We start from the raw sequence: 25348 nt of genomic DNA on the forward strand, positions 1-25348 counted from the left end.
AATCCTTTTAAAACCTTGAGTATTTTATCGTAATTTGCTTGAAAGTTGTGCATATGAATTATAGTGTCGTAACTACAATTTACTGCCTTTTAGCAGTTTGCGCAACTTTTTCTAAATGCACAACGGGTTGATAATTATACTATTTATACATTCCCGACTCATCCAAATTTATCTCTGGGAGATGGAGCATATATATTATATTAAAATCTAGTTGAATAATTATTTTTCAAATCTATTGTTAAGATTTTATATTCTTTTTAACTCATTGTGCATTTTTTTGCATTAAATTGTCATCAAAACGTTTTTTGATAGATAATTAAGAGTGTGAATAAAGCATCATTTGAAAAAGTAATACCTCCTGAAGGTTCTTCTTTTAAAGCATTTTATTTTAAGGCACCTTTTATGCCTTATGGTGGGCGTTGGCATTTTCATCCCGAATTTGAGATTGTATATTTGCCTTCAGGTAAAGGAAGAAGGTTTATAGGTACTAAAATTAGTCAGTTTACTGACGGAGATTTGGTTTTGTTAGGGCCCAATATTCCACATAATTGTTTTAATGTTGGTTTCGAGTCCGATAACTATGAGGAGTATGTGATCCAGTTTAATGGAGAAGATATAAAGGAAGCCAGCAAATTTTTTAAAGAATTTAATGGTATTGGAGAGCTATTAACAAAAGCACAAGCAGGATTGAGTGTTAATAATAAAGAAAAGCATATCATAGGAGAGGAAATAAAACAAATGATAAATCTTCCTCCATTAGAAAAACTCCTTAAGTTGTTTAAGGTGTTACGACAGTTTGCTGAAGTTTCCTATGAAAGTTTACATGCTAGACAATATCTGTCACTTTCTGTGGTCAATACCGGAAGAGTGAAAGAAATATATGATATTATTCAGAATAATTATCAAACTAATATTTCTACTCGTCAGGTAGCAGAGAAAACAGGAATGACAGAGAGTTCTTTTTGTAGATTTTTTGTAAAAAGCACCGGTAAAACATTTAAACAGGCTGTGACAGAGGTTAGAATTCAAAATGCTTGTAATCTATTAGTTAATAGTGATGCTTCTATAGGTACTATTGCTTTTGATTGTGGTTTTAATAGTTTGTCTCTTTTTAATCGTTTGTTTAAACGAAATATAGATGATACTCCTAATAGTTATCGACAAAAGTATATAAATCACGTACAGGTCTCTTTTCCTAAAATAGCATAACTCAATATTTTTATATACCCTGAAAACAGGGTATTCTTTTTTCACGGAAAAAGGTGTTTGGTAATAGGGTAAGATAATTCAAATTTGTACTATCAATTTGAAATAAGAATTTATCCTAATCATTAACATCAAAAATTAATCATGAAAAAAGTAATTTTAAATCTTTCACTAGTAATAGCAATATTAGCAACAGTATCATGTAAGAATGAAGCAAAATCTGATGCTTCAACTTCTGAGGAAACTACTGAGACTACAGAAACTTCTGGAGATAGAAAAGAAGACAGTGCCGCTACAGAATCAGCAGATGGTGTTCCGAATTTTAGTGACGAAAAAGTTCAGGAATATGTGAACGCTTATGAAGCATATATTGCAGAATATAAAAAAGCAGTAGAAAGTAAAGATATGACAGCTTTTGCAGCACTTGGTGAGCAAGGACAAGAATTAGGACAGAAAGCTCAGGATGTAATGGGTAATCTTTCTGGAGATGATGTTAAAAAGTTAAATGATTATATGCAAGAAAAATCAACACAGTTGCAAGAACTGTCAAAGAAACTGATGCAGTAAGTTTAGTTAGTTACTATTTTAGTTAGTGGGTTGTATCAGCTAGGCCTCATTCTCAAAAAGAATGAGGCCTGATTTATTTCCTTTATTCTGTTTGTAGTTTGTTTTGGTCAAAAGAATTACCAATAGGAATAAATTCACCAGAAATCATTTCTACTGTTTCTGTACTGTATGATTTCATATGATGTCTATTGATGATAAATGATTTATGAATCCTCATAAAATGATTGGGGAGTTGCTCCATACTCTTTTTAAGACTTTGATAGACCGTAATTTTTTTACCATCAATAGTGATATAATTGACATAATTTCCCAATCCTTCAATATGAGTAATGTCCTTAGGTTGAACTCTATAGATACGTCGATTTGATTTTAGTTCGATAGTATTAGTTACCTGGGGTTCACTTTTTGCTTTTTCGATAAAATATAAATTCAATATATATACAGAAGAAACAAAGAAAACTGTACTATTAATTAATACTATTGACCTTACAATAAGTTTTACGCTCAATATTTGGGCAATATTAAATACCTCTTGGTCATCGAAGAAAAAATAAATAAAAAACCGTTGTGCAATGCCAGCAAAACAAAGTAAAACCATATAGGATACTACAAATTTTAAAAACTTCTTAGGCAATAAGAATTGCGGAATTAAATAGAGAATAGTAAAATACACCGCAAAAATTCTGATAGGAAGTAAAATAAACTCTAAATAAAAAGAGGATTTGTAGTCAACGCCCTTAACCCAAATAAAACCAAATAATATGTAGTATAAGATCCAGAATACAACCTGGATCATTATTTTCTTTTTTTCATCTAGTTTTTCAAACACGCTACAATAGGATCATTTAAAACCGCATTTTTAAATAAAATACAGTGGTTTTGGTATAAGTTCATAATTTCACTAGTCCCAAAAATATAAATTGCCCGTGAATATAAAACGCTAATACCACATATAAATCATGAAATATTTTATAAGCATTGTATGGATCTTTTTTCTAATTAATGGAATATATGCTCAAGAGTTAAAAAGAAGAGCATCTTTTGAAGCCAAAATATCTGGCCCAAATAGAAAAACTCCCGGAGCCGAAATAAAAGAAATCACGCCAAATTCTCCTTTGGATAAAGCAGGTTTTAAACCTGGAGATCTCATGATAAAAGTGAACGATAGATTGGTAGAGAATAATGAAGACTGGAGCGCAATACAATATGGAATAAGATCGGATGAAGAAGTTGTTATTGAAGCAAAAAGAGGAAATACAATACAAAGAAAAAAAGTAAAACTATCGGCTTTGCCAAAAGAGGATAATACCGGAGTAGATACTTTTTATGAAACTATTACCAGTGATTACGGAATTAAACAACGAATAATTATAACCAAACCTAAAGGTAATGCTAAGTTTCCTGCAATCTTTCTAGTACAGGGACTCAGTTGCTCGTCTGTAGAAAAATACTCTGGCAGAAGTAATAATTGGGTTAAACTTATTAAGAATCTTGCAGAAAAATCGAATATGGTTTTATTGCGTGTTGAGAAACCTGGAGTAGGAGATAGTGAGGGTGATTGTGGAAAGATTGATTTTTTGACAGAATTAAATGGGTATGAATCTGCTGTAAAATTTTTAAAATCCAAATCCTATGTAGATACAACAAAGATTATTGTTTATGGTAATAGTATGGGAAGTGCATTAGCTCCATATCTGGCCAATACATATGATCTTGCAGGGGTAATTTCTGATGATACATTCTTCAAATCATGGTTTGAACATATGCTTGAAATTGAGAGAAGAATACTAGAAATAGAGGGTAAATCTCAAGAAGAGATTTATACACTGATGAATGAAGTATACATTCCATTATATTACGGTATGTTAATTGAAAAAAAGAGTTATAAAGAAATTTTGGATACAACTCCTTTATATAAAAAATATCATAGACAGGGATTATATCATATGTATGGCAGATCCATGCAATATTATCATCAAGTACAAGATTTTAATTTTGCAGCGCAATGGGAAAAATTAAAAGTTCCAGTTAGAGTACGTTGGGGAACAAATGATTGGATAATGTCTGAAAAAGATAATGATATGATTATTGATGTTCTCAAAAAAGCTGGGCATAAGGACCATAAACTTTACAAGTATCCCAAATTGGATCATTGGTCGACGATTCATCCTGATTATAATGCCAGTTATCACTTTAAACCAGGAAAATGGGAAGAAAAAATTAGTCAACAAATTATAGATTGGGCATGGGGGATTATAAAATAGAGAAGTGTAACACTTTGTAAGTTAAGACATCTATATTTTAAATCAATCAATATTTTTATGAAACTACTAAGTATTTATATAGTATTTGGATCATCATTCTTTTTCTTCCTTGGGCAAGGGCAAACCAAAGAAGAATTAGAAATCAATACTAATCTTATAACATATGATCTGGATAACTACTGGGAAGCTTACGAGCTTTTTCAAAAGGATACAGCAAATGCAATATCGATTTTTAATGCGTATTATTTTGATAAAGCAAGCCCAGGACTCAAGGATTATTTCTCTAAAAAAATTCACTCTACAGAAGCCTTTGTAAAGGGCCAAAGAAAGAGAGCTGATTTATATAAAGCTATCAAATCTAACACTTACAATATAAACACTAAAAAACTGCAAATTACTGAAGGGATGAATAGGTTTAAAACAATGTATCCTGAAGTTATTTTTCCAAATGTATATTTTATGGTGGGTAATTTCAATTCTGCAGGAACTATTTCTGATAAAGGCTTATTGATCGGGATTGATCAGATAGCGAGATCAGAAAATATCCCCACTCATGAACTTTCTTTTGGTGAAAAAAATAACTTTAGAGATATTGATGAACTTCCACATATTGTTATTCATGAACTAGTACATTTTCAGCAAGATATAAATTTTGAAGAAAGAAGACTTTTATACGCAGCTATAGGAGAAGGGTTAGCAGATTTTTTAGCTGATATGTTTACGGGAACGACTTCTAAAAAACATTTAAATGAGTTTGCCAAGGGAAAAGAAGTTGAAATATGGGAAAGATTCAAAAAAGAAATGTTATTAACGAACACTACTCAAAATTGGTTATCAAACGCTGATACAGCAACAGAAGAATGGCCTGCTGATTTAGGATATTGGATGGGACATAAGATTTGTAAAGCTTATTATGAAGAACAAGAAGATAAAAAAGAGGCGATTAGATATATGTTAAAACTTCCTAGTGTCAAAATCGAAGAATTTCTTAAAGAGAGTAAAATCGAAGAAAAACTATAAACTAATAACAAATACCGATGCAAAAAAGAACAAAAGACAACCCATGGAAACTAAAAACTCCTCCGCAATCATCAACATACGAAATGTATATAGATGAAAAAGAAGGTAAAGAAATCATTGTATGTACTGTAGGGAAAACTATACTACATTATGATGCCAGAATTATCAATGATTTATATGAAATGTTGAAATCTCATGGGGATTGGATGCTGTTAGGTAGTAAAGATGAAAAAGCAGAAGCAAAAGATGGTACTGTAGAGTTTTGGGGACGATCTTCTGATAATCCGATAGGAGGTTGGTACGGACTTAAAAAAGGACTTAGAGGTCGTGTTGGTATGTATATTCCTCCACTTATGGAAGCATTAGGGCTAGCTGAAGTTGAGCATAATAAAAGAAATAATAGAATAAGAGCTAAGTGAGGATTAAAACCATATCTGTAAATGATTAATAGATCTCAGATATGTTTATATAGTTTACATTTAGTTTATGAAAAATACCATGCCTAAAAATTATACTGCTTATATTTTCCATCTTTTTTCGAAATAAAAAAACAATTTTATAGTTTCCCTCAGATTTCGGGAGCAAAAAGAATGATTTTTTGGTTACCCAAGGAGATTAGAAGCTTCCCCAGCTATATATTTAAGAATCTCAGCAGTCAATATTCTTTCCCCAGCATATACAGAGTAAATCCCAGCACCCAAAGCAAGCTTCCCAGCTGCAGGGACGCATCATCATAGTGTCGGGAAGTGTTACCCTATTGCAGAGGGCTATCAACCTGTTGCTGGGAAGCATCGGGTAGCTGCAGGGAGAGGTCATCTCTATGCAGGGTAACTATAAAGTACTGCTGGGGCTAGTTGTATCAGAGGATTATCCTTTGTTAAACCTCTTGTATATCCTCTAAACCGATCGGATTGGTCTTTAAACACATATTTTCCCGGATAGACACTAATTAGGATTAGGTAGTTATTCTCTCGTACTAATAACATATCGTGTATACTTTGTTATAGATTCCCACAGTTGGCAAAGCTTTTCTTTTACGTATTGTTGTAGCGTCTTGTATATAAAGAGTATGCGGCTATCTTGTTTTTTATTATTAATTTTAAACAAAAATAAAATTAAAATAAAACGGCAAACAACATCATGTAAGAGTGCATTGATAAAATAATTTGACTTCGCTAACGCTTCGCAAACGATTTGATCAACGACGCTAACGATCATCTTACACTTATCATTGTGTGGCATTTAAAGAACTCGAAATGAAATGAACGAAACCAGACGAGAATATCTTAAACGAATAAATTTCGTTCTGGATTTTATTGAAAACAATCTTGACACTGGCCTATCACTTGAATACTTGTCTCAAAAAGCTCATTATTCACCTTTTCATTTTCATAGAGTATTTTTAACAGTAGTAGACGAAAGGCTAAATGAATACGTCAATAGAAAGAGGATAGAACGCATTGCCTCAATTTTGTTGGTTAATCCAAACCCTTCTTTAAAAGACTTAGCCTACAAATACGGTTTTAATAGTGATAATTCTTTTTCAAGAGCATTTAAGAAATACTATGGCATTAGTCCAACGAAATTTAAATCTGAGGGAAAAGAACTACTTAGCAAGATTGGTATAGAACCTTTTTCATCAGAAAAATACATTTGTTCCATTGATAATATTAAACAATGGACTAAAATGAATGCACAAATAACGATAAAAGAACTTCCAGAATTAAAACTTGCTAGTATATCGAATATTGGACATTTTGAAAAAACAGGTAGTATGTTTCAAAAATTGATGGAATGGGGACATCAAAAAAGAGTATTAGACACTTCAAGTTTTAAAGCAATAACAATTTATCACGACAACCCTAATACTACGCAAACCTCAAAAGTTAGATTTAGTACTTGTGTAACCATTTCTAAAAACATCAATACAAATGGAGAAATTAAACAACATAACCTAAAAAAAGGTATTTATATCATTGGGAATTTTGAAATTAAAACAGAAGAAATTTCAAAAGCGTGGAAAAGTATGTGTGTTTGGGTAATTGAAAATGGTTATGAATTTAGAGATGGAGATTATTTTGAAATGTATCATAATGACTACAAAACTCATCCTAAACAAAAATTCATAATGGACATTTGTATTCCACTCGAAAAAACAAAGAATATTAAACTTGGAGAAAACAACAATGTAAATCTGTCGAAAAACAACTCTCAAAACCAAGAATGCGAAAAAAACTTAGATTACCATCAATTGATAAACTATATGAAAGAATTGAGACTCTTTTTTCAAAAAGAGCATGACACAATTTTTAAACTCGGAAAGATTTATCAAGGAGACCCAATTTTTTCCTACTTTTCTCTAACAACAGAGGAATTAAAAAAACAAAAGCTTAAATTCGTTATCATCTTAAATCATAAAGAATTGTATTTTTCGATTTGCTTATCGGGTCAAAACAAAAGCATTCGAAAAAAGTATTGGAAGATTTTTAAAGGTAGCGATTGGAACAAATACCATTTAGCAGAATCAATTGATGATAGCTTATCGATTATAGACCAAACAATTGTTGAAGAACCAAATTTTAACAATAAAAGAAATTTAACTGAAAAGATTGAAAAGGAATCGATGAAATTCATAAACGATATAAAAAATATTCTTGAATAAAAAACGACCACACAATAACGTGTATAAGTAATAAGTGTTAAGTGCTAAACTGAAAATTATTAGTTTTTTATTTCCCCACTCTTAATAGATCTTTTATAAAGTCTCATAGATTATATATATCTATATAACCTTGAGCCAAATTGATAATTATAGTGCATAATAAAGTGTTTAATTTTAAGTGAAATATTAAGCTTTATAGCAAAAAAAGGTTTCAATATTAAGTTTGGACACTTCACTTTTGATTTAGGTTACTTCACTTAAATGATTAGTAATTCAAAATTAATATAGAACTACATTTGTTAAGAATTCTATCATCATTTTTATTTATAAAATCATATATAGATATGTATTGTAATCATTTTATCATAGTTTTTTTGGTTTCCTTTTGTTTTTTAAATGTGCAGGCACAAGATTTGACAAAGCAACAGAAAGAAGATTTAAAGTTTAAAGTACACATGTTTACTCATAACGACGAAGAACTTCAGACTTTGTGGTATGAAGACAGAATGGATGAAATGATGCTTCAAGGTAAACTGCGGGAGCAATATCAATTAATAGTGAAATACCATGTTTTTAAAATGAAGCAGTTAGACGAAATAGCCAATTCGCATACTGGTCCAGAAATGCAGTCCAAACTTAAAGCGAGAGTGAATTTATTAAATGAAGATGTAAAGGACATTTTAAATAAAGCTCAATTCGAAATTCATAAGAATAGTTGGGAAGCAATTGTTAGAGGAGTAACTCTTAGAAAAGGTTGGGCTACGAATTAGTGCCAATAAATTACATCTTCAAATATTATTTAACATTTAATTCAATATATTATGATTTGGATAGAATTACTAGTTGTACTTTTTTTCATCTTTCTGGGTTCAAAACTGGGAAGTATTGGTATTGGTTATGCGGGTGGTGCTGGTGTTGTTGTTCTTACGTTGGTTTTTGGACTAAAAGCGGGTTCTGTTCCCGTAGATGTAATACTCATTATTATGTCTGTAATAGCAGCTATTGCTGCCATGCAAAAAGCCGGTGGATTGGATTACCTGGTTAATGTATCTGAAAAGATTCTTAGAAAAAATCCAAAGCGTGTTACCTTTATTGCGCCTACTGTAACCTATTGGATGACTTTATTGGCAGGAACGGGTCACACTGCTTATGCTGCTTTACCTGTAATTACAGAAGTGGCTAAAGAAGGCGGCGTAAGACCTTCTAAACCTTTAAGTATCTCTGTGGTGGCCTCGCAAATAGCAATTACAGCTTCTCCTATTTCAGCAGCTGTAGTAATTTTTGCAAGTTTTTTAGAGCCTTTAGGAGTGTCGTATTTGCAACTTTTGGCTGTTGCTATTCCTTCTACAGTTTTAGCTTGTATGGTTGGAGCTATTGTAGCTAACAAATTAGGGAAACCTTTAGCTGAAGATCCAGAATATCAAAGACGTGTAGCGTCTGGATTGATAAAACAAAAAACAGAGGAACGTAGCGAAAGCCCCAAAAGTGCAAAATGGTCTGTAGGGATTTTTGGTATTGCCATATTAATTATAGTAACCTATGCAAGCTTAATTTCTAAGAAAGTGGGGTTAATTCCAGATCCATCTATTGGTAGAAATCATGCTATCATGGCCATTATGTTATTGGCAGCTATGGTGATTGCATTGGTCTGTAAAATAAAGCTTGCTGAAGTTACCAATATGTCCACTTTTAAATCAGGTATGAGTGCCGCTATATGTGTTCTAGGTGTTGCCTGGTTAGGAGACACCTTTGTGAGCAATCATATTACAGAAATTAAAGCAGCAGCAGGAGGTATTTTAAATGAATATTCTTGGATGCTGGCGGTTGTTTTATTCTTAGCAAGTATGCTACTGTATTCACAAGCAGCAACTACAACCGCATTAATGCCAGCTGCTTTAGCATTAGGAGTGAGCCCCATTGCCGCGATAGCTTCTTTTGCTGCTGTAAGTGCCTTATTCGTATTACCTACATATCCAACATTATTGGCTGCTGTAGAAATGGATGACACAGGCTCTACTAAAATAGGAAAATATGTATTTAATCACTCCTTCATTATTCCTGGAGTAGTAACGATTGCCGCAAGTGTTGTATTTGGGTTTCTTTTTGGCAGTATGATATTATAAAGCAATAAAAAAACAAGAAAATATATAAAGATGAAAACGAGAGTAGAAGAAGATTTATTAGGAGAATTAGAAATTTACGATGAATTATATTACGGTGTACATACACAGAGAGCTATTAATAACTTCCATATCTCAGGTTCTAAAATTGGTGACTTTCCGATTTTTGTTAAAGGATTAGTCCTTACAAAAAAAGCGTGTGCAGCTGCTAATAAGGAAATAGGAACCATTCCTGCCGATAAAGCTGATATGATCATACAGGCTTGTGATCATATTTTAAGTAATTTAAAGAAGTATGCACAGTTTTTTCCTTCAGATGTATTTCAAGGAGGTGCTGGAACTTCGGTTAATATGAATGCCAATGAAGTGATTGCCAATGTGGGTCTTGAATTAAACGGTCACGAAAAAGGGAGTTATGATATTTTGCATCCTAACGATCATGTAAATAAATCGCAATCGACCAATGATGCATACCCAACTGGGTTCAGAGTTGCTGTTTTTTATTATATGAATCAATTACTGGAACGGATCAATGTCTTAACGACAAGCCTTGATAAGAAAGCCGCTGAGTTTAAGAAGGTTCTTAAAATGGGAAGAACACAACTGCAAGATGCTGTTCCTATGTCATTAGGAGATGAATTTGGAGCTTGGTCGACGAATTTAAAAGAAGAAACAAAGAATCTAAAGCATTGCCGAGATTTTATCTTAGAAATCAATTTAGGAGCAACTGCTATTGGGACAGGTGTAAATGCTCCCGATGGTTTTACACAACTATCAATTGGTTATTTACAACAATATACAAAAGCGAGTTTTGTTCCTGCAGAAAACTTAATTGAAGCCACTTCAGATTGTGGTGCGTATGTGATGATTTCAGGAGCACTAAAACGTACAGGTGTTAAGCTTTCAAAAATATGCAATGATTTGCGATTATTATCCTCTGGACCGCGTTGTGGTTTTAATGAGATTAACTTACCAGAAATGCAAGCAGGTTCTTCCATTATGCCTGCAAAAGTAAATCCGGTAATTCCTGAAGTAGTCAATCAGGTATGCTTTAAGATCATTGGGAATGATGTGACCATTTCTTTTGCTGCTGAAGCCGGACAATTACAATTGAATGTAATGGAACCGGTAATTGCACAATGTATGTTCGAGTCGGTTGAATTACTCTCCAACGCATGTGTTACTCTTGCAGAAAAATGTATCGATGGTATCACTGCCAATGAAGAGCATACCAAGCAAATGGTACTGCGTTAGTAGAAGCCTTTGATGCTATGGGTAAGGACATTAATAATGCAACACATCAAGAAATGCGTTCTTTGGTGTGTGCCCAATGTCATGTTGAATACTATTTCAATAAAAACTTACCAGGGAAAGAAGGGACTCCTTATCTTGTATTTCCTTGGAAAAATGGAATGGCAGTAGAAGATATGGAGAAATATTATGATGATCTGGAGTTTAAAGACTGGACACATAAAATAAGTAAAACTCCTATGTTAAAAGCACAGCATCCAGGTTATGAAACTTACATTACTGGGGTTCATGCAGATCGAGGTGTTTCTTGTGCAGATTGTCATATGCCCTATAAAAGTGAAGGAGGACAAAAATTTACCGATCATCATATCCAATCTCCATTAAATAATATGGCTAATGCTTGTCAGGTATGCCATAGAGAAGAGGGAAGTAAATTAATGGCAAATGTGTTTGAGCGCCAACAAAAGTCTACAGAAACCCGTCTAAAATTAGAAGATCTTTTAGTAAAAGCACATATAGAAGCTAAAAAAGCATGGGATCTTGGAGCTACTGAAGAACAGATGAAAGCTATTTTGATAGATATTCGTCATGCACAATGGCGTTGGGATTATTCAGCAGCTTCTCATGGAGCTTCTTTTCATTCTCCGGTAGAAACTGCCCGGGTTATTGGTGGAGGATTGAATATAGCGCAAGAAGCCAGAGTAAAATTAGCACGCCTCTTAGCTGATTTAGGACATAACAAACCCGTAGAAATGCCTGATATATCATCAAAAGAAAAAGCACAGGCTTTTATAGGTCTTGATATAGAAAAATTAGAAGCAGAAAAAGAAGAATTCAAAAAAACTTTGTTACCAAAATGGTTAGAGGAAGCAAAAGCCAGAGAAGCAAAGCTAGATGTTAAGACTGTCTCTACGCAAGAAAAATAAAACAATAAAACATAAGCTTTTATAAATAAGATACCTTCTGAGAAAAAAATATTTATGAAGGTATCTTTCTTTTTCAAAAATCACCCATGATGCACAAATTATATCGCTTTTTTGCCTCTCCCGCATTGGCAGTTTTACTATTACTCATATTTGCAATCGCAATGGCTACTGCAACTTTTGTAGAAAATGATTTTGGTACATCTACAGCATGGAAAATTATTTACGACTCATGGTGGTTTGAATTGGTGATGATAGGACTTGGTATTTGTTTTGGGACTAATATTTACAAATACAAGCTATGGAGAAAAGAAAAATGGTCCATTCTATTGTTTCATATTGCTTTTATTGTTATTCTTTTAGGTGCCGGAATAACACGGTATACTTCCTATAGTGGTATTATGCGTATAAGAGAAGGAAGTGCTTCTAATGTTATCATTTCGGATAGTAATTACCTGCAACTACATATCTCTGATGGAAGTAAAACAAGAGTAGTTCGAAAACAATTAAATTTTTCTCCTATTGGTAATAATGATTTTGTGATTGAAACAAATTTTGACAATATTCCGATTCGGATTTTTCATAATACGTTTGTTGCTGATGCTGTCCCTAAAATAGTGGACGATGTAGAAGGAGGAAAGGCACTCTTACAATTGGTAGTTTCATCTGGAAATGGAAGAGAAACGGTTTTCCTAGAAAGGGGAGAAGTAGAAAGCATTGGTGAACACCATCATAAAGTTGGATATAATAGTGATGAAGAAGGAATTATTAATATTATAGAGAAAGATGGTGATTTTAGTGTACAATCTCCCCGAGATCTGGATTTCTTTATTATGGCTTCTCAAACCGCAGGGAGAATCAAAAAGGATAGTTTGCAACGACTGACCTTGCGAACTTTATATCGTGATGGAGATGCCTCTTTTGTTCCTCTTTCTTTTCATCCCAAAGCAACGATATCCTTGGTAAGTGAATCTGAAAAACCAAAAAATAATGACAAAACCAAAGATGATGCATTGATAGTTAATGTTGAGGTTGCTAATCAAATAAAAGAAGTATCGTTGTTATATCGTGAAGGATTTTTACCAACTATTCATCAAGTTGAATTAAATGGGTTGGCTATAGAACTCTCCTATGGAGCAGAGGCACAACAAATTCCTTTTTTGTTACACCTTGATGATTTTCAATTAGATAGATACCCTGGTTCGATTAGCCCTTCGGCATATGCGAGTGAAGTAACCATTATGGATAATGAAGAAGAAATACCGTATCGAATCTTTATGAATAATGTGTTGGATTACAAAGGTTATCGATTTTTTCAGGCAAGTTATGATACAGATGAATTAGGAACTGTACTTTCTGTAAATCATGATGTTATAGGGACATGGGTCACATATCTGGGTTATTTATGTATGGGGTTAGGTATGTTTTTTACACTGTTTGGAAAGAATTCCAGGTTTAAAATGATCAATCAAAAGTTAAAAAAATTAAAGCAACATCAGGTAGCACCGATATTTGTTTTTCTTTTAGTTACCGGTTCCTCTATTGCAAACACCACAGATCCAGATATTAAACAATTTGTCAAACAACAACAAATTGACACTTATCATGCAGAACTTTTTGGCCGATTAATGGTAGAAGACCTAGATGGACGTATCAAACCTATAAACACTCTTGCTTCAGAATTTCTAAGAAAAATTTCACGAAAACCATATTTTAAGTATTCTACTAATGAAATAGAGATACATATGAATGCCAACCAGGCATTTTTGGCAATGCATGTAGATCCGAATACCTGGCAGCAAATTCCATTAATAAAGATAGACCAACAAAAAGGGGGAGTATTATTTAAACCTTTATCTATTAGTAAAGATGGATTAATACCTTTTAATGGACTGTTGGATGAAAAAGGAGCGTATATTTTATCAGAAGTGGTAGAAAAAGCTAATCTTAAAAAACCTGCAGAACGTAACGAATTTGATAAAGAAGTTATAAAAGTAGATGAACGTTTCAATATTTTATTTAATGTTTTTAGCGGAAACTATTTAAAAATCTTTCCTAATAGTAATGATGATAATAATACCTGGCATAGTTATACGCATCATTTTAGAGATTTCCCTGCTGAAGACGGTAAGTTTGTACAAACTATTATCCCCGCTTATTTTCAAGATATTGTTTCAAAGAGATGGGAAGCTGCTACAGATAAGCTTTCATATATAAAAACATATCAAGATGTATTAGGGAAAGATATTATTCCTAGTGATAAAAGAGTAGCTGCCGAGTTATGGTACAATGAACTGAATCTTAATTTTTGGCTTTTTCAGGTTTTCTTTACTCTGGGTGGTATATTATTAATAATAGCAATTGTCAAAATTTTTGCCAATAATAGAGCTATAGAATTTTTATGGAATACGCTAATTCTCATTTCATTAATAAGTTTTTTGTTTTTTACCGGGAATATTTTATTAAGATGGTTTGTAGCTCAACATGCACCTTGGAGTAATGGTTATGAAATGTTGGTTTTTGTATCATGGGTTTTAATGCTTTGTGGATTGATGACTTTTAGAAAATCGGATTTTGCATTACCATTATCTACGCTATTTTCTGGAGCACTATTATTTGTAAGTTATCTGGATTGGTTAAACCCTGAAATCACGAACTTAATGCCTGTTTTAAAATCGTATTGGTTAAAAATACATGTGGCAACCATTGTTAGTAGTTATGCGCCTTTAGCATTATCGGCTATTTTGGGATTAATGGCATTAATACTTATGATTATTAAAACGGAAAAAACAAAGGTGCCAATTGATATTCGTATTAAAGAGCTTACTTATATTAATGAAATTTCTATGACAATAGGATTGTTTGTATTAGCTATTGGCACATTTTTAGGAGGTGTTTGGGCTAATGAATCTTGGGGTAGATATTGGGCATGGGATCCAAAAGAGACCTGGGCTCTAATAAGTATTATAGTATATGCAGTTGTATTACATTTACGATTTATTCCTGGATTGCAGAATCGCTATACGCTCAATGTTGCCAGTACATTTGCATTTTGGTCTATTATTATGACTTCTTTTGGTGTGAATTATTATTTATCAGGTCTTCATAGCTATGCAGCAGGGGATCCGATACCCATTCCTGATTTTGTATATATATTAGCTTTATTTATGGTTACGATTGCTGTTATCGCTTATTTTCGAAATAAAAATCAAAAGCTAGAAAAAATTAAAAATTGACTTTTTCACACAGATTCTTTTTCTTGTCTGTGTTATCTTATATAGCATAAACTTTTGAGATAGAGCAATCTTAATTAATGCAGCCGGGAGTATACAAAACATCATCAATATCCCGACTACATTAAAGAAAAGAGGAAAATCTAAAATGTTAAGCTGAGTTCAGTAGACCTTTTAAACGTTTTTCGATTTTACGTTTTTTTACGGTAATTGTTTTCATGATCTCCATAAGTTTAGGGTCTTTAGTAATCTTATAAATTTCATTGATTTTAAGAACTAATGCCTTAGCTTCTCTGGATGCAGATACTCTATCACTAGTACTCATATGACCAATTTTCTTACTTTCGAATGCTAATGCTTCGTCTATTAATTTCATGTATATACTGTTTAAGGTTGATAAAATACGTTGTATTAAATAGCACTTTGGGTATCATACTATAGAGGCTTTAGGTTTTAAGAATATGCCCTAGAGAATTAATCATCAGTTTCGATTAAAAGAGGGGTTTTACCATCGGTAATGATAACTTTACTGTTGTTAGATCTCGATAGTTCATTAAAAGCCTCTATAGTTCTAATTTTTATAATTTCTTGTGTTAATCCTTCTGACAATATCTTTTGAGCATCCCGCTCTCCTTCTGCATCAATTATTTTTCTGTTAGCTTCAAGTTTTGCTTGTTGTATTACAAATTCCATTCGCATAGCATCCTGTTCTGCTTGTAATTTTCTTTCTATAGAACCAGCCAGTCCTCTGGGTAACTGAATACTTTTCATTAAAACAGCTATAAGCTCTATTCCGTCTCCTTGTTTTTGTAGGTTCACTGTCATTTTTGATTTTATTTCATCTTCAATTTTTGCTCGCATTCCCGAATGCATATCTTTCGCAAAAAACTGAGCACAAACATCAGAAGAGGCCGACCTAAAAATACTAGTAATAATAGATTCATAACCCTGACCTAAATTTTCTAAAACAGTTGGTATTTTATCTTGTTGTAAACGGTATAAGATTGAAATTTCAGAATTCACACTTAATCCTTCTTTACTGGGCAAGCTTAAGATCAGTTTTATGTTATTCGTTTGGGTGGATTCTTTGATTACTTTACTGATGAAAGGATTATATAATATGGTACCTTGTGTGGATACCTTATTAGAGAATTTTCCTAAAGTTTGTTTTACCCCAGCTTCTCCAGGTCTTATTACTGCACAATTGCAGAATATTATTAGTATTGCAATTAATAAAAAGAAATTATACGTTTTCATGATCTAATTTTTAAGAGTTGTCAAGCATCATTTTATCCTAATAATTTACAAAATTATAAGCATATATTTTTATTTATATTTATTATATATAGCATAAAAAAAAATTATGTATTGTGATTTATACCAATTACAGATTTTCTTATCAATATCAGAGCAGCGTAATATCACTAAAACATCATAGAAGTCAGACCTAACTTAATCTGTTGGATCTGTCCTTCTTATCAGTTTGAAATAAAATAAATTGATAGAAAATCCATTGTATCTAATAGCGAAAGAAGAACAAAAATTTACCCATAAACTGTGATATCTATTTTTGTAGAACTTTCTTTAATTTATTAGAGAATTGGGTTCTGGGACTCTTCATGCCGAGGAAAGATTTATAGAAAAGAATAGCCTTCCTGTTAGAAAAACTTGAACTTACATCTAAGAAATAGAGAAACAAGTTGTTCTAGCAGGATTAACACTAATTTAGAGATATAATGTCCCATGTCATCTCATTCTTTTCAGCTATAAATGCCTTATCCATATATTTCATAGCTAAGCTATGCAATACAATCACAGTGTTTTTATAACTGAAAATAACATCGCCTTTAATACGACATTATATCTCTAAATTGGTATAAAATATTCTATAATATTATTTATTGACGTCTATTATGTAGTTAGAATAGAGATAAATCATTCTAATAAAAGATTTCCTGATCAAATCTGATTAGAATTTAATGTGGCTAAAGAATAAAAAAATTTCTTTGATTGCCAATACGTTTCTAGAGCATCCAAAGAATGAAAAAGATGTAATTATTGGAAGTCAAATCGAAATGTAAACTACTATTTATCAATATACTTTTTATTGATGTTAACATGAAAAAGAAACCTTACACATCTTGTCCTTTTAACATTTTATTCCAGTATAAATAGGGTAGCATAACTTTTTTAAACATGTACAATCTCCAATGCTCTTTTGCACTGTTAAAGATTAACATTCGTTTTAATTTTGGATCTGGAGTAAAATTACTATCATAATCAAATTCTGCTAATGTCATTTTGCCATAACCAGTTACTAAAGGACATGAAGAATATCCCTTATAATTTTTATTAGATGCCTCCTGATGTTTTATAAGTTTAAGAATATTATCAACTACTACCGGAGCTTGTTTTCTAATAGCAGCTCCAGTTTTTGCAGTAGGAAGTCCAGCTACATCACCAAGTCCAAATATATTAGAGTATTTGTTATGTTGAAGAGAATGATGATTAACATCTAACCAACCACTAGTATTAACCAAGCTAGAATCTCTTATGAATTTAGGAGCTACTTGTGGAGGAGCGATATGCAACATATCGAATGGAATTTTAATAATGTTCTCTTCTATAGCAAGTTCTCCAATAGCAGGATCCTCATTAATAACACATTTATTTTCATCTGGATCTACATGTTTGAAATAGATAATTTTATTCTCAGAATCTATTTTATGCGGAGCATAAAAAGGCTTAAAATGTATCCCATAACGACCTATAACTTTCATTAACGTTTCTCTTATAGGTTTTACACCAAAAATTACTGAACCAGGTGTAGCAAAAATGACATTGGATTTATGAGTAAGATTATGCTTTTTAAAATAATCAGCAGCCAGGTATGCAATTTTTTGTGGTGCTCCACCACATTTAATAGGAGTTGTAGGTTGAGTAAATACAGCGTTACCTCCTTTAAAATTTTTGAGTACTTCCCAGGTATGCTCTGGATCTGTGTAATTACTACAAACAATTCCTTTGTCCAGACCTTCTTTTAAACCATCAATCATAGAAGGTTCCATAACTAATCCAGGAGCTACCACTAAGAAATCATATGTAATGTTTCCATTTGATTTTGTAGAAACTATATTGCTTTCAGGAGCAAAAGCAGTTGCATAATCCTTAATCCATTGTACATGATCAGGCATTATATCTGCCATGGGTTTTGCTGTTTTTTTGTAATCATAATCTCCTGCACCTACCAAAGTCCAGGCAGGTTGATAATAATGAGTATCTGCAGGTTCTATAATTGCAATATCTAAGTTTTTATCTTTTTTGAGTAAGCGTGCAGCTGTCATTATTCCAGCAGTACCTCCTCCAATAATGAGAATTTGATGATGTGATTTCATTTGGTTCTTCTTTTAACTAATTTGTTAAAAATACCTTCATCTTTTTGTTATTTATGTAACTCATGTTACACAAAGCAAAGAAATGTTTGTTTTCTTCAATATATTTTAGTCAGAAGAAGAACTCATCGATATTGAATTATTTCCAGTTTAGATAGCCACCTTTTAAATCTTTAATTTCCACAAATCCCATATCAGATAATTGTTTTGCAGCTTTACGACTTCGGTTTCCAGATCTACAGTATATATAAATGGGTTCTTGTTTATTCAATTTTTGAAATAGAGATTGAAACGTATCTCTTTCAAAATAATTTATATTGATAGCATTTTTAATATGACTTGTGTTATATTCTTTCGGTGTTCTAACATCTATTAATTGGGCATCTTTGTTTTCTGTTATTTCTTTTTTAAAAAAAGAAACATCAAGTATTTTAATAGCACTAGATTTTGAATTGGATTTTTTAAAAATGAAATTGAAAATTGACATGATTATATTATTAGATATTGGATATAAGGAAGAAGATGATCATTAATAACATATCACCTTCTCCTTTAAATAATAAATTTGTTTTGTGATCCTCTTTAGAATTAAATATCCTTTTTCGCGAGATAGAAATCTATTTTTTCAATAGAATCGTCATTAATACGGGCTTCCATTTCTTCTAAAGTTTTTGGAGGTGGGATAATCACCTTATCTCCTTGTTTCCAATCTAATGGCATAGCTACTTTATACTTGTCTGATGTTTGAAGAGCTTCTAAAGACCTCAGAATTTCATCCATATTTCTTCCAACATTTAATGGGTAATACATGATTAAACGTATCTTTTTTGCTGGGTCAATAAAAAATACAGCACGTACAGCAGCAGTCTCACTTTCATTTGGTTGAAGCATCCCATATAATTTTGAAACTTTCATATCCAAATCTGCGATAATAGGAAAGTCAAAATACACTCCTGTTTTTTCTCTTACATTATTTACCCACCCCAAATGAGAGTGAATACTATCAATACTTAACCCTATAAGTTCAGTATTTAAAGCGTCAAACTCTTTCTTTCTTATTGCAAATCCACTCATTTCTGTAGTACATACCGGTGTGAAATCTGCTGGATGAGAAAACATGATTATCCATTGATCTTTAGCATATTCAGAGAACTTTATTTTGCCTTTTGTTGTGAGTGCTTCAAAATCTGGAGCATCATCACCAATTCTGGGGATAGTTATTTTTTTTTCGTCTAATATATCCATGGTTTTTATTTTTTAGTAAAGTTAATTCTCATTATTATGTAATACAGTAACATGGGTTACATTGGAGCATTTTTATATAAAAAAAAGAGTCATCTCTAAAGACAACTCTTTTTACTAACCAACTAAAAATCTAAATGGAATTGGAAACTATTTTAATGTTGTGGGACATACATGGTCTGTAATATCTATATCAGAATTTTTGATCGCTTCAAAACCACCCGAAATATCAATAACATTGTGGATCCCTCTACTTTTAAGAATGGAAGAAGCAATCATGCTTCTATATCCTCCTGCACAATGAATGTAAAAAGATGTGTCTTTTGGGAATTCTACTAAATGCTCATTAAGAAAATCTAGTGGTGTGTTTTTTGCACTTTCAATATGTTCAGAAATGTATTCACTTTCTTTGCGAACATCAAAAATGGGAATGTTTTCTTCGTCCAATATTTTCTTTAAAATATCTACAGATATAGTACTAACCGTATCATATTCCATTGCCGCCTGTCTCCACGCATCAAATCCACCTTCTAGATATCCAAGTGTATTGTCAAAACCAACTCTCGAAAGTCTCGTAATAGTTTCTTCTTCAGAACCTTTTGGTGTTACAAGTAGAATCGGCTGTTTTACATCTACAATTAACGCACCTACCCAGGGAGCAAAACTTCCGTCTAATCCTATGAAGATAGAACGAGGAATATGACCTTTGGAAAAATCATGTGGACGACGCACATCTAATACAATTGCTCCGGTCTCATTAGCTAATGCTTCAAAAGCTTTTGGTGATAAAGCAGTTGTTCCTCTTTCTAAAACAATATCAATATCATCATACCCTTCTTTATTCAATTTTACATTTAACGGAAAATATTTTGGTGGAGGTAACAGTCCCTCGGTCACTTCTTTAACGAATTCTTCTTTACTCATATCTGCACGAAGTGCATAGTTCACTTGTTTTTGATTTCCTAATGTATCTACCGTTTCTTTCATCATGTTTTTACCACAAGCAGATCCAGCACCATGAGCTGGATACACGATAACATCATCTGATAAAGGCATTATTTTAGTACGAAGACTATCGTATAATGTTTCTGCTAATTGTTCTTTAGTCATATGAGCTGCCTTTTGGGCTAGGTCAGGACGTCCTACATCACCTAAAAAGAGGGTGTCTCCACTAAAAATGGCATAATCTTTACCATTAGCATCTCTTAAAAGGTATGTTGTACTTTCCATGGTATGTCCAGGAGTATGAAGTACTTTAATGATACAATCTCCTAATTTAAACTCTTGACCATCTTTTGCAATAATCGCCTCAAAAGCTGGGTTTGCATTAGGTCCATAGACAATAGAGGCCTTTGTTTCCTTGGCAAGTGTGATATGGCCACTTACAAAATCAGCATGAAAATGAGTTTCAAAGATATATTTGATTTTGGCATCATCAAGTTTTGCTCTTTTAAGATAAGGTTTTACTTCTCTTAATGGATCTATAATAGCGACTTCGCCATTACTTTCGATATAATAAGCGCCTTGTGCCAGGCATCCGGTATAAATTTGTTCTACTTTCATAATTGTTTTCTTTAAGGTTTAATGCTATAAAGCTAACTTTGATATTTCTTGTTTACAGCTACTTAGGTTACAGATGTTTCTTTGGTTTGAAGCGCTATTTTTTTCTGAATAGCTGTTTTTTGTTTTGCATGGATATGATGATCATAAGCTTCATATGTTTTTACAAAAAGATGTTCTCTTCCTATCATGTCAATTAACCCACTGCTGAATATGATGTCTCTTGCTGGTCCTATGGCACCAGCGATTAAAAATTGTATTTGATTGTTTTTAAGGTCTTTAATTAACTGTTGTAACATGTGCATAGCACTACTGTCAATGTAATTAATGGATTCTGCATTAAGAATTATTGTTTTAAGGTTATTTCCTTTTTGAGCCATATGACGGTGAAGTTCATTTTTGAAGTATTCTTTATTTCCAAAATAGAGTTGTGCATCAAAACGAATGATGAGAAGTTCTTCTGAGACCTCTACATCAGAACCAAAACGATCAATATTTCTGAAATAATTAGTGTTTTTTACTTTTCCCAGTATTGCGATATGTGGCTTTGAAATCCTATAAACTAATAACAATAAAGAAATCAGAACTCCAAGTAATATTCCCTCTTTGATTCCGACAGTAAGCGTAATTAAAAATGTAATAATCAATAGCGCAAATTCATCTTTTCTATTTTTAAATAATTGAATAGGATATTTTGTATCAATTAACCCAAAGACTGCAACCATAATGATAGATGCAAGTATCGCATTAGGTAAAAAATAAAATAAGGGTGTTAGAAATAGGAGGGTAGCTCCTACAATAATTACACTAACAATAGCTGCGATTCCTGTTCTAGCTCCGGCTTGTTCATTTACTGCCGTTCTTGAGAAACCACCAGTAGTAGGGTATGATTGGAAAAGGGATCCTATAATATTAGATGTTCCCAATGCAATTAATTCCTGATTGGCATCTATTTCATAATCGCTATGTTTTTCTTCTACAGCTTTAGCAACAGATATTGCTTCCATGAAAGCGATAAGTGCCAAAGTTAGAGCAATAGGAACGAGTTCAGGAATCCTGGAGTATTGAATAGATGGTATTTCAAACGCAGGTAATCCATGCGGAATAGTTCCTACTATTTTTACTCCCGAATCACTCAAGTCAGTACTATAGATAGCTGTAATTCCAAGAATGACAACAATCAAAGCTGCCGGCATTTTTTGATTTATTTTTTTAATACTTTTAATAAGTATAATTGCAATAACTCCAATTATTAAAGTATATATGTTGATTCGATCAATAGTGTCTAAAGCATTTTTTAAAAGAATATGTACTTGATTACTGCGTTCAATTTCAGTGCCTAAAAGATGCTTTAGCTGACTTAATCCTATTATAATCGCTGCTGCAGATGTAAATCCACTTATTACAGGTTTAGATAAGAAATTTACCAAAAAACCCATTCTAAGCACCCCCAGAAGAAGCTGTATGCTTCCCATAAAAAGAGCAAGAAAAATAGCCATTGCAATGTATTCTTCAATGCTTGATAATGCAAGAGCACCTAGTCCAGAAGCAACTAATAAAGAATCCATAGCTACAGGGCCGACTGCCAATTGACGAGAGGTTCCTAGTATTGCATAAACAATTTGAGGGATTAATGCAGCATATAACCCAAATACAGGAGGCAGGCCAGCAATCATTGCATAAGCCATTCCTTGCGGAATTAACATAATCCCAACAGTGATACCTGCAGCGACATCACCAGATATGTATGTTTTTTTATAAGTGGAAAGCCACTGAAAAATTGGAAAGTATTGTTTTAACATCTAATCAAAAGTTTATATCCATAAGATATTGAGTGTTTTTTATTGGTATTGTTAGTTATGAACTTATGATAGATCAAGGATTTTGATATGATTTCGATACAATTCGATCTTATTAATCTGTTCTAATTTTTTAAGTAACCTAGATATTACTACTCTAGAACTATGAAGTTCATATGCAATTTCTTGATGTGTATTATGAATAATATCTTCTTTATTAATTCTAGCTTTTTCTCTTAAGTAATTTATAAGACGTTCATCCATTCTATCAAATGCAATACTGTCCAACGTTTGGAGAAGTTCATTTAAACGATGATGATAACTTTCAAAAACAAAATTTCTCCAGGATTTATATTTTGCCGTCCATTCTTCCATTTTTCTAATTGGAATCATAATAAGTTTAGTATCTGTTTCTGCTATAGCGCGAATTTCACTTTTGGTTTGTCCCATACAACATGTCATTGTCATTGAACACGTATCTCCTTGTTCCAGATAATATAATAGTAATTCATCTCCTTCTTTATCTTCTCTAAGGACTTTAATTGCTCCTGATACGAGTAATGGCATTCCTCTAACATAATCCCCAATTTCCATTAACTTATATCCAGCTGGAACCTCTTTAAAAGTTCCAACGTGTAATATGTCATTTATCAAAGCATCTTCAAATAGATGCCCATAACTTATTTTTAGTTCCTGGATCATTTATTAGATTTTGGTGTTATTTGTTTAGAAACAGATTCATCATAATTGAAGAAAAAATTAGCCCATATAGATTTTGATATAGCCCCTATATATGGCATTAAAACAAATAAAGTAGTAACAATACTTACAAAAATGATCATAGGAGTTACATCAAGATTTAATAGTCTTATCAAAATATAGACAGCTACACTAATTGCAATTCCCACACCATATGAAACATACATTGAACCATAGTAAAAACTTGGTTCTAAACTATATTTTAGTTCACACTTAGGGCATTTTTCTTTTACCTTATTAAAGTTTCCTAAATTATAAGGATTGGCTTCTAAAAATTCTCCTTTATGACACCTGGGACATTTTAAAAATAGTATGCTGTATATTTTTGAACCTCTACCAAACATTATGTTGTTTTTTTGATAAAAGTAAAACTTCAAAATCTTCTTATCAGTAACAAAGGTTACATAGCTTAATTGAAATTATTTTCGAAAACTATTCAAAATCGATTTGTTTAAAAATGATATAAATCATAGTAATTTTAATAGGTGTAAATACCGGATTATTTACCTCTATTTACTGGCTAAAAATGTAAATATGATATTCGTCATAATTTACTTTTTCACTCGAAATTACCTTTGCATTAAATCATTTAAATTAGAACGGTAATGAGAAAAATTGGAGTTATTTTATTCGTTAGTTTGGTAGCATCTTTTTCTTCCTATTCACAAGAAAAAGTAGCAGATGAAACCAATAATTTTAGTAGATGGCAAGTAAGACTTAGAGGGGTAGCAGTAGCTCCTGATGAAAGTGCTTCTATTGATGCTATTGGAGGGGATGTAGATATATCTACTACATTTGTCCCAGAATTGGATTTTACTTACTTTTTTACAGAACATTGGGCGGCAGAACTTATTTTGGCTACAACAAAACATGAGGTAGAAGCAATTTCTACTGCGGTTGGAAATATTGACTTAGGTGATGTATGGTTATTACCACCAACATTAACAGTGCAATATCATTTTACAGGGGGAGCGTTTAAACCATACCTGGGAACTGGTATAAATTATACTATTTTTTATGGGGTGGATGAAGGACCAATAGCAGATGATATAGATTATGATAATAGTGTTGGTTTTGCTTTACAAGCAGGATTGGATTATGCATTAGATGACAAATGGTTTTTAAATGTTGATGTGAAAAAGCTATTCCTTCAGACCGATGTAACTGTAAATGCGACTAATGCATTGGGAGCTACTGTTGGAGCAGATGTGGATATTAATCCATGGTTATTTGGTTTTGGAGTAGGATATAAATTTTAAATTCTAATATTTGTAAAGAAGAACCCTATAAACTAATTTATAGGGTTCTTTTTTCCTTAATTTCTGTTTTTATTGTTGAATTATGCCCTAA

Annotated in this window: 23 protein-coding genes; 12 read left to right on the forward strand and 11 right to left on the reverse strand. The window is 32.3% G+C overall.

Annotated features, from left to right (window positions below):
• Nucleotides 1-324 precede the first annotated feature (324 nt).
• Both FOF46_RS16295 and FOF46_RS16300 read left to right on the forward strand, forming a co-directional pair.
• Entirely contained in the window at nucleotides 325-1209 is an 885-nt protein-coding gene (locus FOF46_RS16295; protein WP_143917195.1) for an AraC family transcriptional regulator, read from the forward strand.
• A 141-nt stretch (nucleotides 1210-1350) separates the two neighbouring features.
• Nucleotides 1351-1773, forward strand: a complete 423-nt coding sequence (locus tag FOF46_RS16300; RefSeq protein ID WP_109436597.1) for a hypothetical protein — start codon at nucleotides 1351-1353, stop codon at nucleotides 1771-1773.
• An 82-nt stretch (nucleotides 1774-1855) separates the two neighbouring features.
• Here the strand turns inward: FOF46_RS16300 and FOF46_RS16305 are convergent, their stop codons facing one another.
• Nucleotides 1856-2569, reverse strand: a complete 714-nt coding sequence (locus FOF46_RS16305) for a LytR/AlgR family response regulator transcription factor (protein ID WP_143917196.1) — start codon at nucleotides 2567-2569, stop codon at nucleotides 1856-1858.
• Between the two features lie 163 nt (nucleotides 2570-2732).
• Here FOF46_RS16305 and FOF46_RS16310 point away from each other — a divergent pair, with 163 nt between their 5' ends.
• From FOF46_RS16310 to FOF46_RS16320, 3 genes are read left to right on the forward strand one after another with little or no spacing between them, the layout of a single operon-like run.
• On the forward strand, nucleotides 2733-4037 hold the full coding sequence (locus FOF46_RS16310) for a serine aminopeptidase domain-containing protein (RefSeq protein ID WP_143917197.1): 1305 nt from the start codon (nucleotides 2733-2735) through the stop codon (nucleotides 4035-4037).
• A gap of 57 nt (nucleotides 4038-4094) precedes the next feature.
• A complete protein-coding gene (locus FOF46_RS16315; RefSeq protein WP_143917198.1) occupies nucleotides 4095-5057 on the forward strand; it encodes a gliding motility protein GldB-related protein in 963 nt (320 codons plus the stop codon).
• A 17-nt stretch (nucleotides 5058-5074) separates the two neighbouring features.
• A complete protein-coding gene (locus FOF46_RS16320; RefSeq protein WP_143917199.1) occupies nucleotides 5075-5476 on the forward strand; it encodes a DUF6855 family protein in 402 nt (133 codons plus the stop codon).
• Between the two features lie 399 nt (nucleotides 5477-5875).
• On the opposite strand, the gene FOF46_RS31600 is transcribed toward FOF46_RS16320, so the two are convergent.
• Nucleotides 5876-6043, reverse strand: coding sequence for a hypothetical protein (locus FOF46_RS31600; RefSeq protein ID WP_167571865.1), 168 nt, complete (start codon nucleotides 6041-6043; stop codon nucleotides 5876-5878).
• A gap of 275 nt (nucleotides 6044-6318) precedes the next feature.
• Between FOF46_RS31600 and FOF46_RS16325 the strand changes: the two genes are divergently transcribed.
• From FOF46_RS16325 to FOF46_RS16350, 6 genes are all read left to right on the forward strand, one after another.
• Nucleotides 6319-7719 carry an AraC family transcriptional regulator gene (locus tag FOF46_RS16325; RefSeq protein WP_143917200.1) on the forward strand — a complete coding sequence of 467 codons (1401 nt, stop codon included), beginning with the start codon at nucleotides 6319-6321 and terminating at the stop codon, nucleotides 7717-7719.
• A 398-nt stretch (nucleotides 7720-8117) separates the two neighbouring features.
• Nucleotides 8118-8489, forward strand: coding sequence for a hypothetical protein (locus tag FOF46_RS16330; protein WP_143917201.1), 372 nt, complete (start codon nucleotides 8118-8120; stop codon nucleotides 8487-8489).
• 51 nt (nucleotides 8490-8540) lie between these two features.
• Nucleotides 8541-9842 (forward strand): anaerobic C4-dicarboxylate transporter, encoded by a 1302-nt coding sequence (locus FOF46_RS16335; RefSeq protein ID WP_143917202.1) that lies wholly within the window; start codon nucleotides 8541-8543, stop codon nucleotides 9840-9842.
• Nucleotides 9843-9872: 30 nt separating this feature from the next.
• Nucleotides 9873-11093 (forward strand): aspartate ammonia-lyase, encoded by a 1221-nt coding sequence (locus FOF46_RS16340; RefSeq protein WP_208746788.1) that lies wholly within the window; start codon nucleotides 9873-9875, stop codon nucleotides 11091-11093.
• 17 nt (nucleotides 11094-11110) lie between these two features.
• Nucleotides 11111-12016: an ammonia-forming cytochrome c nitrite reductase subunit c552 gene (locus FOF46_RS16345; protein ID WP_244299634.1), complete on the forward strand. Its 906-nt coding sequence runs from the start codon at nucleotides 11111-11113 to the stop codon at nucleotides 12014-12016.
• Nucleotides 12017-12102: 86 nt separating this feature from the next.
• Complete coding sequence (locus FOF46_RS16350; RefSeq protein WP_244299635.1) at nucleotides 12103-15249, forward strand: cytochrome c biogenesis protein; 3147 nt, start codon at nucleotides 12103-12105, stop codon at nucleotides 15247-15249.
• Between the two features lie 148 nt (nucleotides 15250-15397).
• Here FOF46_RS16350 and FOF46_RS16355 read toward each other — a convergent pair whose 3' ends face one another.
• The 9 genes from FOF46_RS16355 to FOF46_RS16395 all read right to left on the reverse strand — a co-directional run bounded on the left by FOF46_RS16355 (nucleotide 15398) and on the right by FOF46_RS16395 (nucleotide 24342).
• Nucleotides 15398-15622: a hypothetical protein gene (locus FOF46_RS16355; RefSeq protein WP_143917203.1), complete on the reverse strand. Its 225-nt coding sequence runs from the start codon at nucleotides 15620-15622 to the stop codon at nucleotides 15398-15400.
• A 98-nt stretch (nucleotides 15623-15720) separates the two neighbouring features.
• Nucleotides 15721-16503, reverse strand: a complete 783-nt coding sequence (locus FOF46_RS16360; RefSeq protein WP_109436618.1) for a prohibitin family protein — start codon at nucleotides 16501-16503, stop codon at nucleotides 15721-15723.
• An 875-nt stretch (nucleotides 16504-17378) separates the two neighbouring features.
• Nucleotides 17379-18641: an NAD(P)/FAD-dependent oxidoreductase gene (locus FOF46_RS16365; protein WP_143917204.1), complete on the reverse strand. Its 1263-nt coding sequence runs from the start codon at nucleotides 18639-18641 to the stop codon at nucleotides 17379-17381.
• 136 nt (nucleotides 18642-18777) lie between these two features.
• Nucleotides 18778-19125, reverse strand: coding sequence for a rhodanese-like domain-containing protein (locus FOF46_RS16370; RefSeq protein WP_143917205.1), 348 nt, complete (start codon nucleotides 19123-19125; stop codon nucleotides 18778-18780).
• Between the two features lie 101 nt (nucleotides 19126-19226).
• Nucleotides 19227-19883 (reverse strand): peroxiredoxin, encoded by a 657-nt coding sequence (locus tag FOF46_RS16375; RefSeq protein WP_143917206.1) that lies wholly within the window; start codon nucleotides 19881-19883, stop codon nucleotides 19227-19229.
• 147 nt (nucleotides 19884-20030) lie between these two features.
• Entirely contained in the window at nucleotides 20031-21443 is a 1413-nt protein-coding gene (locus FOF46_RS16380) for an MBL fold metallo-hydrolase (protein WP_143917207.1), read from the reverse strand.
• 62 nt (nucleotides 21444-21505) lie between these two features.
• Nucleotides 21506-23242, reverse strand: coding sequence for a SulP family inorganic anion transporter (locus FOF46_RS16385; protein ID WP_143917208.1), 1737 nt, complete (start codon nucleotides 23240-23242; stop codon nucleotides 21506-21508).
• A gap of 63 nt (nucleotides 23243-23305) precedes the next feature.
• Complete coding sequence (locus FOF46_RS16390) at nucleotides 23306-23941, reverse strand: Crp/Fnr family transcriptional regulator (protein WP_109436624.1); 636 nt, start codon at nucleotides 23939-23941, stop codon at nucleotides 23306-23308.
• Nucleotides 23938-24342 carry a DUF983 domain-containing protein gene (locus FOF46_RS16395; RefSeq protein ID WP_109436625.1) on the reverse strand — a complete coding sequence of 135 codons (405 nt, stop codon included), beginning with the start codon at nucleotides 24340-24342 and terminating at the stop codon, nucleotides 23938-23940. Before FOF46_RS16395 ends, FOF46_RS16390 begins: the two co-directional genes overlap by 4 nt.
• A gap of 261 nt (nucleotides 24343-24603) precedes the next feature.
• Here FOF46_RS16395 and FOF46_RS16400 point away from each other — a divergent pair, with 261 nt between their 5' ends.
• Entirely contained in the window at nucleotides 24604-25257 is a 654-nt protein-coding gene (locus FOF46_RS16400; RefSeq protein WP_143917209.1) for an OmpW/AlkL family protein, read from the forward strand.
• Nucleotides 25258-25348 lie beyond the last annotated feature (91 nt).

Origin of the sequence: Aquimarina algiphila (genome assembly GCF_007489275.1) — a bacterium.
In the GTDB taxonomy this organism is placed as follows: Bacteria; Bacteroidota; Bacteroidia; order Flavobacteriales; family Flavobacteriaceae; genus Aquimarina; species Aquimarina algiphila.

Excerpts from the sequence above, each read along its gene's own strand:
- FOF46_RS16300 (WP_109436597.1), top strand. The coding sequence starts at position 1,351 with ATGAAAAAAGTAATTTTAAATCTTTCACTAGTAATAGCAATATTAGCA.
- FOF46_RS16305 (WP_143917196.1), bottom strand. The coding sequence starts at position 2,569 with ATGATCCAGGTTGTATTCTGGATCTTATACTACATATTATTTGGTTTT.
- FOF46_RS16345 (WP_244299634.1), top strand. The coding sequence starts at position 11,111 with ATGGGTAAGGACATTAATAATGCAACACATCAAGAAATGCGTTCTTTG.
- FOF46_RS16385 (WP_143917208.1), bottom strand. The coding sequence starts at position 23,242 with ATGTTAAAACAATACTTTCCAATTTTTCAGTGGCTTTCCACTTATAAA.
- FOF46_RS16375 (WP_143917206.1), bottom strand. The coding sequence starts at position 19,883 with ATGGATATATTAGACGAAAAAAAAATAACTATCCCCAGAATTGGTGAT.
- FOF46_RS16370 (WP_143917205.1), bottom strand. The coding sequence starts at position 19,125 with ATGTCAATTTTCAATTTCATTTTTAAAAAATCCAATTCAAAATCTAGT.
- FOF46_RS16320 (WP_143917199.1), top strand. The coding sequence starts at position 5,075 with ATGCAAAAAAGAACAAAAGACAACCCATGGAAACTAAAAACTCCTCCG.
- FOF46_RS16390 (WP_109436624.1), bottom strand. The coding sequence starts at position 23,941 with ATGATCCAGGAACTAAAAATAAGTTATGGGCATCTATTTGAAGATGCT.
- FOF46_RS16325 (WP_143917200.1), top strand. The coding sequence starts at position 6,319 with ATGAACGAAACCAGACGAGAATATCTTAAACGAATAAATTTCGTTCTG.
- FOF46_RS16395 (WP_109436625.1), bottom strand. The coding sequence starts at position 24,342 with ATGTTTGGTAGAGGTTCAAAAATATACAGCATACTATTTTTAAAATGT.
- FOF46_RS16380 (WP_143917207.1), bottom strand. The coding sequence starts at position 21,443 with ATGAAAGTAGAACAAATTTATACCGGATGCCTGGCACAAGGCGCTTAT.
- FOF46_RS16310 (WP_143917197.1), top strand. The coding sequence starts at position 2,733 with ATGAAATATTTTATAAGCATTGTATGGATCTTTTTTCTAATTAATGGA.
- FOF46_RS16365 (WP_143917204.1), bottom strand. The coding sequence starts at position 18,641 with ATGAAATCACATCATCAAATTCTCATTATTGGAGGAGGTACTGCTGGA.
- FOF46_RS16355 (WP_143917203.1), bottom strand. The coding sequence starts at position 15,622 with ATGAAATTAATAGACGAAGCATTAGCATTCGAAAGTAAGAAAATTGGT.
- FOF46_RS31600 (WP_167571865.1), bottom strand. The coding sequence starts at position 6,043 with ATGTTATTAGTACGAGAGAATAACTACCTAATCCTAATTAGTGTCTAT.
- FOF46_RS16350 (WP_244299635.1), top strand. The coding sequence starts at position 12,103 with ATGATGCACAAATTATATCGCTTTTTTGCCTCTCCCGCATTGGCAGTT.
- FOF46_RS16360 (WP_109436618.1), bottom strand. The coding sequence starts at position 16,503 with ATGAAAACGTATAATTTCTTTTTATTAATTGCAATACTAATAATATTC.
- FOF46_RS16400 (WP_143917209.1), top strand. The coding sequence starts at position 24,604 with ATGAGAAAAATTGGAGTTATTTTATTCGTTAGTTTGGTAGCATCTTTT.
- FOF46_RS16315 (WP_143917198.1), top strand. The coding sequence starts at position 4,095 with ATGAAACTACTAAGTATTTATATAGTATTTGGATCATCATTCTTTTTC.
- FOF46_RS16340 (WP_208746788.1), top strand. The coding sequence starts at position 9,873 with ATGAAAACGAGAGTAGAAGAAGATTTATTAGGAGAATTAGAAATTTAC.
- FOF46_RS16335 (WP_143917202.1), top strand. The coding sequence starts at position 8,541 with ATGATTTGGATAGAATTACTAGTTGTACTTTTTTTCATCTTTCTGGGT.